The 12,994-nt window shown below is 62.6% G+C and carries 13 protein-coding genes and 1 pseudogene; 8 read left to right on the forward strand and 6 right to left on the reverse strand.

Translation table 11 applies throughout. The features are described from left to right. Positions 1–2: 2 nt before the first annotated feature. Complete coding sequence (locus tag Q4G32_RS05210) at positions 3–965, reverse strand: arsenic resistance protein (protein WP_303349751.1); 963 nt, start codon at positions 963–965, stop codon at positions 3–5. 201 nt (positions 966–1,166) lie between these two features. On the opposite strand from Q4G32_RS05210, the gene Q4G32_RS05215 reads away from it, so the two are divergent. From Q4G32_RS05215 to Q4G32_RS05225, 3 genes are all read left to right on the forward strand, one after another. After that, a complete protein-coding gene (locus Q4G32_RS05215) occupies positions 1,167–1,478 on the forward strand; it encodes a GNAT family N-acetyltransferase (protein WP_303349752.1) in 312 nt (103 codons plus the stop codon). A gap of 7 nt (positions 1,479–1,485) precedes the next feature. After that, positions 1,486–2,511, forward strand: a complete 1,026-nt coding sequence (locus tag Q4G32_RS05220; protein ID WP_303349753.1) for a pirin family protein — start codon at positions 1,486–1,488, stop codon at positions 2,509–2,511. 262 nt (positions 2,512–2,773) lie between these two features. Next, a complete protein-coding gene (locus Q4G32_RS05225; RefSeq protein ID WP_303349755.1) occupies positions 2,774–3,040 on the forward strand; it encodes a DUF1540 domain-containing protein in 267 nt (88 codons plus the stop codon). A gap of 135 nt (positions 3,041–3,175) precedes the next feature. Here Q4G32_RS05225 and Q4G32_RS05230 read toward each other — a convergent pair whose 3' ends face one another. Beyond that, the gene (locus tag Q4G32_RS05230; RefSeq protein WP_303349757.1) at positions 3,176–4,030 is read right to left on the reverse strand and encodes a hypothetical protein; all 855 of its coding nucleotides are present in this window, start codon (positions 4,028–4,030) and stop codon (positions 3,176–3,178) included. A 202-nt stretch (positions 4,031–4,232) separates the two neighbouring features. Here Q4G32_RS05230 and Q4G32_RS05235 point away from each other — a divergent pair, with 202 nt between their 5' ends. Beyond that, complete coding sequence (locus tag Q4G32_RS05235; protein WP_303349759.1) at positions 4,233–4,904, forward strand: methylated-DNA--[protein]-cysteine S-methyltransferase; 672 nt, start codon at positions 4,233–4,235, stop codon at positions 4,902–4,904. A gap of 83 nt (positions 4,905–4,987) precedes the next feature. On the opposite strand, the gene Q4G32_RS05240 is transcribed toward Q4G32_RS05235, so the two are convergent. Continuing rightward, on the reverse strand, positions 4,988–5,857 hold the full coding sequence (locus Q4G32_RS05240) for a PhzF family phenazine biosynthesis protein (protein WP_303349761.1): 870 nt from the start codon (positions 5,855–5,857) through the stop codon (positions 4,988–4,990). Positions 5,858–5,946: 89 nt separating this feature from the next. Between Q4G32_RS05240 and Q4G32_RS05245 the strand changes: the two are divergent. After that, positions 5,947–6,285 (forward strand): annotated as a pseudogene (locus Q4G32_RS05245) (ASCH domain-containing protein); the annotation flags it as partial. Here Q4G32_RS05245 and Q4G32_RS05250 read toward each other — a convergent pair. The 3 genes from Q4G32_RS05250 to Q4G32_RS05260 form a co-directional block, all read right to left on the reverse strand. Beyond that, positions 6,246–7,295: a DMT family transporter gene (locus Q4G32_RS05250; RefSeq protein WP_303349763.1), complete on the reverse strand. Its 1,050-nt coding sequence runs from the start codon at positions 7,293–7,295 to the stop codon at positions 6,246–6,248. The pseudogene Q4G32_RS05245 and the gene Q4G32_RS05250 sit on opposite strands and share 40 nt — an antisense overlap. After that, on the reverse strand, positions 7,292–7,867 hold the full coding sequence (locus Q4G32_RS05255) for a TetR/AcrR family transcriptional regulator (protein ID WP_303349765.1): 576 nt from the start codon (positions 7,865–7,867) through the stop codon (positions 7,292–7,294). Before Q4G32_RS05255 ends, Q4G32_RS05250 begins: the two co-directional genes overlap by 4 nt. A 108-nt stretch (positions 7,868–7,975) precedes the next feature. Beyond that, positions 7,976–9,028, reverse strand: coding sequence for a Gfo/Idh/MocA family protein (locus tag Q4G32_RS05260; protein WP_303349766.1), 1,053 nt, complete (start codon positions 9,026–9,028; stop codon positions 7,976–7,978). Positions 9,029–9,119: 91 nt separating this feature from the next. Here Q4G32_RS05260 and Q4G32_RS05265 point away from each other — a divergent pair, with 91 nt between their 5' ends. The 3 genes from Q4G32_RS05265 to Q4G32_RS05275 all read left to right on the forward strand — a co-directional run bounded on the left by Q4G32_RS05265 (position 9,120) and on the right by Q4G32_RS05275 (position 12,988). Beyond that, complete coding sequence (locus Q4G32_RS05265; RefSeq protein ID WP_303349768.1) at positions 9,120–9,734, forward strand: TetR/AcrR family transcriptional regulator; 615 nt, start codon at positions 9,120–9,122, stop codon at positions 9,732–9,734. Further along, positions 9,731–11,386: an MDR family MFS transporter gene (locus tag Q4G32_RS05270; protein ID WP_303349770.1), complete on the forward strand. Its 1,656-nt coding sequence runs from the start codon at positions 9,731–9,733 to the stop codon at positions 11,384–11,386. The genes Q4G32_RS05265 and Q4G32_RS05270 overlap by 4 nt, the downstream gene beginning before the upstream one ends. A 144-nt stretch (positions 11,387–11,530) precedes the next feature. Then, positions 11,531–12,988: an aldehyde dehydrogenase family protein gene (locus tag Q4G32_RS05275; RefSeq protein ID WP_303349772.1), complete on the forward strand. Its 1,458-nt coding sequence runs from the start codon at positions 11,531–11,533 to the stop codon at positions 12,986–12,988. Positions 12,989–12,994: the final 6 nt, after the last annotated feature.

The following is a 12,994-nucleotide window of genomic DNA, read 5'->3' on the forward strand; positions in this document are numbered from 1 at the left end:
GTTCACTCCGCAATCCCACGTTCGGGTACCAAGGCCGGGACCACCCGCAGCAGTAGCACCATGGCGGCCAGTTCCACCACGGTTTGAGTCAGCACCACCAGAGGCACCAGATCGAACTGCTCCGGCAGCGCCAAGGCCAAGGGCAATACCACCAGGGAATTGCGCGCCACACAGCTGAAAACAATGGCTCGGGCAGGCGACGTCGTTGTGCGGAATACGCGCGTGCTCAACGTTGCCAAGGCCGTCATGGTCACCACGAAGGCGACGAATACGGGTACGGTCCAGATCACCTCAACCCACCGCGAGCCCACACCGGCAATTTGGGAAGCCACCACCAGGACCAGGACCACCATCAGGGACGGGACCATGGCGCCCTGGCCCACCCGCTGTATCCGAGCAGCCGCAGCGCTCCGAGTCGCCCAGGACTGCACGCCTGCGGCAAGCAACAGGGGGAGCACAAGCAAGACCAGCAGTGCGGTGATGAACGGCCCGGGTGCCACGTCCACCACCAGCTCCGGTCCTCCGATCAGTACCACCAGCGGGGCCAGAACCAGCATTTGAGCCACCATCAGCACGGGGGTTGCTGCCGTCATACGGGCGCTGTCTCCGCCGGCCAATCCGGTGAACACAATGACCCAGTCAACGCAGGGAACCAGCAACACCAGCACAACCCCCAGGAGCAGAGCGGGGTGATCGGTCAAGGGGCGGGTCAGTAGCCACACCACCGCCGGGACCACCAGGAAGTTCAATCCCAGCAGCAGCCCCAGAAACTTGATGTCCCGCAACGCCTGAACCACTCGAACCATTGGGATGGCCAGGAAAGTGCTCCACAGCATGACGGCAATGGCGGGATTGATCAGCGCCTCCAAACCTGTGGCAAAGGTCGGTACCGTCAAGCCCAGAAGTAGCCCCACCGCCACGGAACCCAGGTAAAAACCCACCTGGTGGCGCTCCAAAAAATCCACCGGCTACCTTCCCCGATCCATGCCTTGCGCACCACTGCTGCGCGGCTCGTCTGTCAGGGGACATCGTGACATGCTGCCAGGAATACTCGGATCACCGCTCCCGTTACGTGAAGTGTCACCCAATCCTTGGAGTCGCGGAAAGCGGCGCTGCCAGCCCGCGCGTCAGTCCCACGGCTCCCACAACTGCCGAAAGGCCAGATCATGACCCAGATTCCGGACACCTCGTTTTCCGTGCGGCACAATCCCGCCGGACAGGTTTTTGAACTGCTCCATGAGGATCAGGTGATCGGTGAACTCAACTATCAGGAGGCTCAGCTGGCCGATGGTTCACCGGCCTGGAACCTGATCCACACCGGGGTGCGTCCTGAGTATCGCAATCAAGGTCTGGCAGCTCAGCTGGTCAGGGCAGCCATGGATGCTGCGGCCGCAGCCGACCGGAAAGTGATCCCCACATGCCCTTACATCCGAATCTGGCTGCGTAAGAACACCGATTATCAGCACCTGACCCGCTGAGGAGATCATGAGCAACACCGAACCCGTCCCCTTGGAGACTGTCTGTAGCTCGGATGGGGGTCAAGACATTCAGATCCTGCCACCGCGCATGGTTCCCCTGGGTGGACCGCGGAGCATGACGGTGCGCCGTACCTTGCCGCAGCGCAAACGTTCCCTGGTGGGAGCGTGGTGTTTCCTGGACAGTTACGGTCCTGACGATGTCTCAGAATCCAACGGCATGAATGTGGCCCGGCACCCGCACACCGGGCTGGCCACGGTGTCTTGGCTGTTCACGGGAGAGATCGACCACCTGGATTCCGCCGGTAACAGCGCCGTGGTGCGGCCCGGGGAAATGAACCTGATGCTGGCAGGGCGCGGGATCACACACCAGGAGTTCTCCACCGCGCAGACCAGGGTGCTGCACGGGGCTCAACTCTGGTATGCGCTGCCGGAGTCCACGCGCCACGGTGAGCACGATTTTGTGCACTACGTTCCGGAGCCGGTGGCTGGCTCTGGATGGAGCCTGCGAGTGTTCCTGGGTTCCCTGGCCGGTTCCACGGCACCCGTGGACACGCGCACCCCGCCGCTGCTGGGTGCTGAGCTGGTGGTGGAGCCCGGCGCCTCCGTGGAGTTGGGCCTTGACCCCAGTTTCGAACATGCTCTGCTGGTGGATCGTGGTGCACCACGCGCGGATGGCGTGGAGATACCCGTGGATCACTTGGCTTACTTTTCTCCGGGCCGCTCAACATTGACCGTGACCACTCACGACGACGACGCCGCACCCACCCGCCTTCTGCTTCTCGGTGGCGTTCCGCTGGGTGAGGAGATCGTGATGTGGTGGAACTTCATTGGCCGGTCACACGAGGAAGTGGTGGCCTACCGGGCCATCTATCAGCATGAGATCGGAGTGGATGGGCCTCCGGATGAGGTTGTCTTGGCTGCTGCTGGACTTTCAGCAGATCATGCGCAGCGATTCGGCCCGTATCCAGCCGGGCAGCCGCAAGCACTTCCTGCTCCACCCCTGCCTAATGCTCGATTACGTTCCCGGAGTTAGCGAAGGTTTTATTGACCTAATACGTTGAATTACGCACTGAAATGGTGAATCGGCTTGTCAGGTGCCTAATACTCGATTAGGAAATATGATCTTTCGCTAATTATTGTAAGGCTTTCCTTGCTTGTGGTAGGTGATTACGTTCTTTAGTCTGAGTGCATCAGGTTGATTGAAGGGTTACCCACAAGAGCCAGTCAGTCGCACTTCCAGACCACGCTGAACGGGACGCCCGGTTCCGAAGCTCACTTCAAGGAGAAATCGCATCATGGCCACTGTCACCGACGTCAAGACCTGCACCGTCACCGCCTGCGCATACAACAACCAGGGCTGCACCGCGGAAGCCGTGACCATCACGGATTCCGGCTGTGCCACCTTCATTTCCCTGGACGCCCGCGGTGGCCTGCCCACCGCCAGTGCCCACGTAGGGGCCTGCCAGCGCGCCAACTGCAAGTTCAACCAGGACCTGCTGTGCACCGCCTCCGCCATTACCGTGGGGGACTCGGAAGCCTGCATGTCCTTTGAGGCTCGCTGAGTTTCAGCCCTTTCTGCTGACGCACAAGAGCCAGACTGGCCTGTAGTTGTCACAACAGTGGCCCGGTGATCCCCCACGTAGGGGTAGGTCACCGGGCCACCGTTGTCTTGCCGGGTGGGGTCTTCCGTGGTGCTGTCAGGCGTTGATTTCGGTGAGATCCCGTACTGCCAGCAGCAGGTCTTCAACCGATTTCACCGTTCGATCCAGCGGAACCACCACCGTTTCGCGCCGGGGGCCTTCGGCCACCAGGAACGCGATTTCGCGGTCAGTCACCGCTACCGGGTAGGCGCGCCCCGTGGCGCAGTGCACGCTACCCGGTGCGTCAGGGAAGGCTGCGGTCACGCTGGCCGCAGCCCGCAGTGCGGGAACAATCTCCGTCAGATACGTTCCCCACTGGCAGCGCAATGCTTCAACGGCCTCAACCTCCACCTCTGGAGTGGGCCATGCAGAACGCGGCTTGAGGGCTTCATGGTCCAGGGCGTGCGAGCCGTGCACGTGATGAACGGTCATCCGCAGTGGCTCCACGTGCCACAGTTGGGCTCCGGGCCAGCACGCCAGGGTTCGAGCGATGTCAGAGGGCAGGGGCCCCTCGGCCAACAGCGCGTGTTCCTCATCTTCTGTGCAGCGTGTGAGCCACGCGTGTCCGGAAAGCTCCGCCGTGTTCATGCGGATTTCCGCCACCGGAGCCTCCGCTGCAATGGTCATGGCAACCCGTAATGGCCGCCCCGGTTCCATGGTTGGCCAGGCGTCATCAGTGGGGGCTGCCACCAGATAGCGGCGACCATCTGCGCCTGCACCGTGAAAAGCGGTTTCCAGGGTGAAGCCGCGTTCGCCGTCGTGACACACCACGGTGAGTTTGCCGGCGCCATTGAGTAGACGTGCTGCGGCATCCGTGGCGGCCACGTCAAGGTGGCAGGGCTGCTGGGACTGGGTGCCGGATTCAGCGGTGGTGTGGCTGCGAGTGTTCGCGCTTTCACGTGGGGGTGTCATCCGGTTCTCCAGGTCTTTGAGTGGTGCTTGTGGTTCCCGTGCTGAGGGTTCCTTGTGCTTCCGCCGTCGCAACAACTGAGGTGAACCTAACCTGTTCAGTGGGAGTGCAGTCAAGGCTTGACCGACAATTAGGTCATGATGCTATGCCCTAATTGTCGGGGTCTGTGGAGTGATGTAAGCCGTGCCGTGTGACCATTGAGTCATGCACCTGCCTTCGCACCCCGCCTGGACCTGGATGGATACACCGCTGGGTGATCTGCTGGTGGTGACCACAGCTCGCGGGATCTATCGCACGGAATTTTGGTCCACGCAGGCGGTGGTTCAGGAGACCCGACGAGCTGTGGGTCTGGAGCCGGGGCGCAAGCGAACAGACCCAACGGCAGCAGCAAACTCAGGAGCCGCACTGGGTTCGCCCCATGAGGTGCACCTGGATGAGTCCTTTGAGCAAGTGCACGTGTTGGAGGCGTCCGCACAAGACCTGGGCTCCTACCCGCAGCCGGGGGCAGCCAGCCTGGCCGAACTGCGCAGTCAGGTGGAGCAGTGGTTTGATGGCCACCGCCAAGATTTTGACGTGGCCCCTGATTTGACCGGGCAGCACGGTTTTCGGTTGGAGATCTACCGGGTGATTCAGGAGATTCCGTTCGGGCAGACAGCCACGTACGGGGAGGTTGCTGCACTGGCCGGCTCTCCGCGAGCAGCCCGTGCCGTGGGAACGGCGTGCCGGGACATTCCTGTCTCCCTGTTCCTCCCGGTGCACCGTGTCACCCGGGCGGATGGGTCCACGGGGGAAGCTTCTGGATCAGACCGTCATCGGAGCCGACTGCTCCAGCATGAACAAGCCGTTCTGGGGCGCGCAGTGTCCCCGTGGAACTGAACTCCACGGACCTGTGGAACTGAACTCCACGGGCATGTGGAGATGAATCCCTTGGAACTGCGCGCGGTCGGTGGTCCAGCACACTAAAACTCCACGGTCCCCTGGATCAGCACGCGGGACTGGCCACCCACCCAAATGTCTTGGCCATCGTGGTGGACCTGCACCCTGCCTGAGCGGCCCATTACCGTGCCCTGGGCTGCAACGTAGTTCTCCGGTGCCAGTCCTGCCGGGATCAACCAGGAGGCAAATCCCGCGTTCAAACTCCCCGTCACGGGGTCTTCCCGCACGGTCCCGCCCATGGAAATCAACGCGCGGACCTCCACGTCGGCAGGCTGTTCACCCGTAGCTGTCTGCCCCTGAGTTGAGTGGGCACCCAGCAGGCCCACCCGCAGATCATGCTGCGCAAAAGCTCCAGGATCCGGGGTGCACCCGAGCACCGTTTGGGCATCTGTGAGCACCAGCCCCATCCATCCTGGGCCATTGTCCACCCAGTTGGCGGCTTGAATCTGACCCGGGGCCAGCCCCAGGGCATCGCACACTGTGGCCAGGGTCTCGGAAGCCACTTCACCTGCGCGGAGCAGGGGTGGGGCAGCAAAGGCGAGCCCACCGTCGTCGTCTGCGGTCACGGTGATCAGGCCCGCCGCACACTGCTGAACCGGCCGACCCGCAGTGTGCGGGGAACCGCCGACAGCCAACCAGGCGCGGGCTGAGCCCAGCGTTGGATGGCCGGCAAAGGGCAGTTCTTCATCCGGGGTGAAAATACGTACCCGGTAGTCAGCGCCAGGTTCCGTGGGCGCTAGTAGGAAAGTGGTCTCGGAGAGGTTGGTCCACTGGGCAAAGCGCTGCATCTGCTCCTGCGTCAAGGCATCAGCATGGTGCACCACCGCCACGGGGTTGCCGCGGTGAGGATCGGCGGAGAATACGTCCACCTGGGAAAACTGAAAATGTGTCACGGGATGATCTTGGCATTTTCGTCGTCCTTCTTGCCTCTCCGCGCTGGCCCTGCGGCGTGAATCGGGCAGCTGGTCGGTACGCTGGGGCGATGTCTGAGCTGCCACTGGCTGAATTCGCCTTCCCCGGACCGTTGCGTGATGCCTTGGTTGCGGCCATTCTGGACGGCACCAAAACCACCACCAGTTCGCTGTTGCAGCAGCACCTTGCTGCGGGGGAGGCGTTGCCGCAGGTGGGGGAGTGCAGTGCCGTGGTGGATTCATCCGGTCAGGTGGTGTGCGTGATCCAGTTCAGAGCGGTCGAGGTGATACCCCTGGGTTCCGTTTCCCTGGCCCACGCGGTGGCCGAAGGTGAGGGATTCCAGACGGTGGAGCAATGGCGGGCGGCTCATCAGACCTTTTGGGGTTCTGAGCAGCTGCGGGCTGAATTGGGTCCAGACTTTGTGCTGAATGATTCAACTTCGGTGGTGGTGGAGGAATTCGCGGTGGTGTCCAGAACCTCTGACTCCTGAGAGTTGGGGGTGCGTGCCAGAGGGGGTGCCGGGGGAGTGTCCGGGGCAAGAGCCAAGATGACCAGGGCAATTCCCAAAACACTCAGGCCAGCCCATCCGGTGGAGGAGAGTTGTTCGCCCACCACCAGGACGGCCAAAAGCGCTGCCACGGCGGGTTCGCTCAGGGTGATGGTGGTGGCCGTGCTGGGGCGAATGCGGGTGAGGCCAATGCCGAACAGCACATAGCCCAAGAACATGGGGACCAGCGCCATGTAGGCACCCACTGCAAAGTTGCCGGGTGAGGCCAGCAGCGGTGCCCCGGTTGCCAGCAGGACGGGCAGCAGCAGGAGACCGCCGGTGCCGAAAACGCAGCCCATGGCGGCGCCGCGGGACACTCCTGCTTCCAGAAGGCGATGCACCACCCAGGAATACATGGCGTAGCTGGTACCGGCCACCAGTCCCAAGCCAATTCCAGCCAAAGTCTCCAGGGCGGAGGCCTCCGGCTGGGCCGTTTTGGCCAGGCACAACAGGGCCCCACCCAGGATGCCCAGGGTGGCGGCCACCATCCACCAGATGCCCAACTTGCGGCCGTCAAGGATGCGTTCCAGCAGGCCGGAGGCCAACGGGGCGCTGGCCAGGGAGACCACAGTGCCAATGGCCACCCCGGCCAGGTGCATGGAGCTGTAAAACGCCAATGGATAGACCACCACGGCGCAGGCCCCCAGCAGCATCAGCCAGGCATGGGTGCGTAACAACGGCCTGTCTCGCCGAATTGACCGCCATGCAATGGCCGCTTGCAGCAACCCGCCAATCCCCATGGCAACCGCCCCGATGGCCACTGGACTGACCTCCGGGGCAAAGGTGGCAGCGGTGCCGGTGGTGCCCCACAGGATGGAAGTGGCCCCAACGGCCAAGATGCCCGGAGTGGTGCCGGGCGCTGTGCGGCTCAACGCTGTAACCCATTCAGTAGGGCCTGCGCCAAGGTCCGGGCGTGCAGGATTCGATCTGGGGAGCCCTCCAGCCCCGCAAGGGACATGGAGCCTTCCAGTAGAAAAGCCAGATGCTCCGTGAGCTGGGTGGCGCTGGTTTCATCCACCAGCTCACGCAGCGCGGTGATCACGATGGCCTGCACTTCAGCTTTGTGCCTGGCCACTGCTGCCCGAGCCGGATCACCCACCGGCAGTTCCCCCGCAGCATTGAGCAAACCGCAACCGCGAAAACCGTTCTGGTAAGCGCCCTGTGCATGATCCAGATAAGCATCGAACACGGCCAGCACCCGCTCCTGCGGTGAGTGGGCATCCGCAGCCCGTAGACGGTGCAGGTCCATCCACTCCTGGTGGCGGGCGTCAATGTACCCCTCCACCAGGGCGGACTTGTTGGCAAAGTTGTTGTAAAGGCTCATCTTGGCCACTCCGGCTTCCGCAATCACGGTGTCGATTCCCGTGGCCGCAATGCCGTGTGCGTAAAAGCAGCGCGCGGCCGCGCTCAGGATGCGCTCGCGGGCTGGGGTGCGTGGTGGCATGGCAGATTCCTCACGGGGTGACGACGACGAACACCCCCATCCAACCCCAAAATAGACAGATCTGTCTAGTGGTGAATCTGAACTGTGCTCGCAGTGAGCAGGTTCGTGTCACAGGCCGTTGACGGACCAGGGATCATCCGGGAAATGAACACCCAGAATTTGCCGCGTCCGATCCAGGATGGCCAGTGTGTCCAGGGTGGCTTGCTGGTGCCGGTGGAGTGCTTGATGATCGCGTTGCTCCTCCTGCGCTGAGGCCAGGCGGGTGAACTCCGCCAGTTCGTAGCTCATGTTCTCCGGGGCAGATGATCCACCACCCAGTCCATCCACCGTGATGTCCTCATGGCTGCCGTCCGTGCCGATCACGCTCAGGTGGCGCGGTGTGGTGATGGAGTCGATTTCCAATGTGGCCAGTTCGCCCTCGATGGTGCTGGGCAACCGTGAGGTGGTGATCTTGGAATAGTGCAGACTCACCGCCAGCCCAGTAGGAGAGTCGTAGCCGCACACAACGGTCCCGGCGCCGTCGGCCCCCGAGCGCAGGATGGTGGCCTCCGCGTGAACGCGTGCCGGTTCACCCCACAGTGCTGCGGCGGGATGGGCGCAGTACGTGCCAATGTCCATCAAGGCACCAGCGGAGAGGTTCGGGTCAAAGATGGCCGGAGTTTCCCCATCCAGAAAGCGCTGATATCGGCTGGAGTATTGGCACAACCGGAACTCGGCCCGGCGCAGTGCGCCCAAGTTGGGCAGCAGGTGCTTGATCTTGGTGAATCCGGGGTCGTGGACGGATCGCATGGCCTCCATGAGCACCACCCCGTGTTGCTGGGCCACCGTGAGCAGGTCCGCGAACTGCGCGCGGTTGGAGGTGGCTGACTTTTCCACCAGCACGTGTTTGCCGCCCTCCAGGAGTTCGCGGACCTGCCGGTGGTGCACCGCGTTGGGGCTGGCGACGTAGACGGCGTCGATCCCCCCGCTGGCTGCAACCTCCCCCAGGTCCGTCACCACGTGCGGCGTCGTTGCCGTGATTGCGGCTGCCTGCTGGGCAAAGTCGCGCCCGCGTTGGGCATCCCGGGAGACAACCGCCCCGTGTTCAACTCCCGTGACGTGATTGCTGGCCGTCAACAGGCTGAGGGTGATGGCACTGGTTCCAATGGTGGCAAGACGCATGCCTCCAGGGTAGGCGCGGACGTGGCGTAGATCTCTCAAATTGCAGTTGTGCAAAAAATGCCGGAGTGCAAACATTGCACGCGTGCAAGAAATGAGTTTGCGAGAACGCAAGAAGGTAGAAACCTGGGAGTCCATCCACCAGCACGCGGCACAAGCTGTGCTGGACCGCGGACTGGATGCGGTGAAGGTGGAGGAGATCGCCCAAGCCGTGGGGATCTCCCCGCGGACCTTCTTCAACTATTTCCCGTCCAAGGATCACGCTGTGCTGGGGTTGAAGGACCCCGTGGTCCCGGAAAGCGTGGTGGCGCAGCTGAAACCGGGTCCGGACCTGCTCTCCCAGGTGGTGGACCTTTTGGATCAGGTGGTGCGTTCGGCGCGTCCTCCCACTCAACATTCCATGCGGCATCGGCTCCTGGCGGAGCATCCGCAGCTCATGGGGCTGCACAAACAGTCTCTGCATCGCACGGAGGATTTGGTTCGCCAGGCTCTGCTGGCTCGGCTGGCAGAGACCGGGGACACGGAGTTGCAGGAAAACGACGACGTTCCCACCTCCGAACGGGTCCGCCTCCTGGTTCTGGTGGCCGGCAGCATTCTGCGGTTCGCCTGGACCGGGCCGGAACACGTGCCCGGACAGGACCCCACGCCCCAGGACTTCCAACGGGCTGTGGACACTTATCACTTTTTGAACAGAACGGACTTGTCATGAGCACAACACAGAACACGCCCCCCACTCCACACCCGGAAACAGCCCCCACCACCGTGGTGGGGGCATCCACGGGCTCGATTAGCGTGGTGGGTTGGGAACCTGGCAAACGCCCCGCAGCGGAACACAACAATCAGCGCCTTTTGCCCATCTTCCTGGGCCTGATGGTGGCCATGCTGCTCTCCGCGCTGGACCAGACCATCTTCTCCACGGCGCTGCCCACCATTGTGGGAGACCTTGATGGCGTGCATCAGATGCAGTGGGTGATCACCGGCTACATCTTGGCCTCCACCGTGATGATGCCCGTGTACGGGAAGATCGGTGACCAGGTGGGGCGCAAGCCAGTGCTGTTGGTGGCCATTGCGCTCTTCATGGCGGGCTCCACCGTCAGCGGGCTGGCCACCAACATTGACTGGATGATCACGGGCCGTGTGATCCAGGGTCTTGGTGGCGGCGGTTTGATGATTCTGTCCCAGACCGTGATTGCAGACATTGTTCCCCCGCGTGACCGTGGGCGGTACATGGGCCTGATTGGTGGCGTGTTCGCGCTGGCCTCCGTGGCCGGGCCGTTGCTGGGTGGTTGGTTGACCACCGGCCCCGGATGGCGCTGGGCCTTCTGGATCAACATCCCCTTGGGCTTGTTGGCATTTGGGCTCTTTGCCTTCCTGCTGAAACTTCCCCGCCCGGAGAACAAGGTGAAGGTGGATTTTGCCGGCATGATCACCTTGGGTGCCGCCACGGTTGCCTTGATTCTGGCTGCCACGTGGGGCGGCAGTGAGTTCGACTGGAACTCATGGCAGATTCTGTCCCTGTTCGGCGCGGTAGTGGTGCTCTCCGTGGTGTTTGTGCTGATCGAACGCAAGGCGGCCCAGCCGGTCCTGCCGCTGAGCCTGTTCCGCAACCGCAGTTTTGTGTTGACCATGTCCGCAGGGTTGTTCATGGGAATTGCCATGTTCGGTGCCCTGGGCTACATGCCCACGTATCTGCAGATGGTGCACGGGGCCACCGCCACGGAATCCGGTCTTCTGATGATCCCCATGATGGGCGCCATGCTGATCACCTCCATTGTGTCCGGGCAGATTGTTTCCAGGACCGGGCGTTACAAGTTCTTCCCGGTGGTTGGCATGGTGATCATTGGTGTTGCCCTGGTCATGTTGGGCCAGCTGTCCGTGGACCTGCCCGTGTGGCGGGTGTGCCTTGCCCTGGGTGTTTTGGGCTTGGGCTTGGGTATGACCATGCAGATTCTGGTGTTGATTGTGCAGAACGTGTTTTCGCCCGTCATGGTGGGAACAGCCACTGCCGGTAACAACTTCTTCCGCCAGGTGGGAGCCACCTTGGGTTCCGCTGTGGTGGGCAGCCTGTTCGCTTCCCGGTTGATGGACCTGCTGGACGACCGGATGCCCGCCGGCGCCATGGCCAGTGCAGGTGGCACGGATGCCTCTGCCGGCTTCACCCCGGAGCTGGTGCACACCTTGCCGGAGCAGATTCAGAGCATTGTGGTGGGTGCGTACAACGATGCCCTGATCCCCATTTACATCTGGCTGGTTCCCTTTGTGGTGATCGGTGCAGTCCTGATGCTCTTTGTGCCGGAAACCAAGCTGCGTACCTCCAATCGGGTGGCTTCCGAGGATCAGGAGGTAGTCAGCGCGGACTGAGACCCGCCCTGTCCTCCAGTGCATGAGACCGGCTGGGACCTGGATCACATACGATTCAGGTCCCAGCCGGTTGTCCTCTCCGCGCACCCGGCAGTATTCCGCGGGCCTGCCGGCCTGCGGTCACCCGAGCGCAAAGGAGCGAACGTGGGACTTCTGGACACGTCCATTTTTGAGCACAAGGTTTTCACCGGTCAGTGGAACGACGGCGGTGGTGATCCCCTTCCCGTTCGCAATCCCGCCAATGATGAGCTGCTCACCACCCTGGGTACCGTGACGCCTGATCAGGTGCATGACGCGGCAGAACGTGCTGCCGCTGCACAGAGGCAATGGGCTCAAATTCCACCATCGGAACGAGCAGCTGTGCTGCGCCGCGCAGGCCAGATCATCGAGGACAACGCGGAGGAGATCTCCGATTGGATCGTGCGTGAAACCGGTGGGATCACTCCCAAAGCGGGTCTGGAGGTCCACAACGGTGCCGCCGAATGCTTTGAGGCTGCGGCTCTTCCCACCCACCCGCAGGGTCAGTGGTTGTCCTCAGATTCCCCGCATTGGTCCTTGGCGCGCCGCCGTCCGGCCGGTGTGGTCACGGTGATTTCCCCGTTCAACTTTCCGTTGATCCTCTCCATCCGGTCAGTGGCCCCCGCTTTGGCTCTGGGTAACAGCGTGCTGCTGAAACCAGATCCTCGCACCACCGTCACGGGTGGTTTCCTGCTGGCGCGGGTATTTGAGGAAGCTGGACTCCCGGAGGGGGTTCTCCAGGTTTTGCCCGGCGGTGGAGATGTTGGTGCCGCTGCCGTGGCCGCAGAGGCAGTGCGAATCATCTCTTTCACCGGTTCCACCGCTGCAGGGCGGATTGTGGGGGCGGAAGGTGCCAAACACCTGAAGCGGACGCATCTCGAACTGGGAGGCAACAACGCCGTCGTCGTGCTGCCGGGGGCAGATCTGGACTTGGCGGCATCGGCCGGGGCCATGGGTTCGTTCTTCCATCAGGGCCAGATCTGCATGACCACGGGGCGTCACGTGGTCCACCAGGATGTTTACGACGACTACGTGGCAAAACTCAGCGAACGAGCCGAGAACCTGGTGGTGGGTGACCCCTCCGCCGGTCCCGTGCATCTGGGGCCCATCATTGATGAGAAGCAGCTCAAGAATGTGGACTCGATTGTCCAGGAGACCGTGATGGCAGGCGGTTCAGTCAGAGCTGGGGCCACCCATGACGGACTGTTCTACCGGCCAACGGTCTTGACCGACCTCAGCCCTGACATGCCTGCGTGGAAGGACGAAATCTTTGGCCCGGTGGCTCCCGTGCTCGCCGTAGGCTCCGTGGACGAGGCCGTGGAAATGGTCAATGCCTCCGATTATGGGCTCTCCGTGTCCGTCATCGGACCGGTGGGGGAAGCCATGAAGGTGGCCGACCGCGTGCATTCGGGCAAGGTGCACATCAATGAGATGACCGTGGCGGATCAGGCCCAAGCTCCATTTGGTGGAGTCGGCGCCTCCGGCACGGGCTCCCGATTCGGTGGTGCTGAGGCCAACATTGAGGCCTTCACCGAAACCCAGTGGGTCACCGTGGCGGCGGAGATTCCCCAGTACCCGTTCTGAGCTGAT

The organism is Kocuria sp. (assembly GCF_030538595.1).
Lineage (GTDB): Bacteria > Actinomycetota > Actinomycetes > Actinomycetales > Micrococcaceae > Kocuria.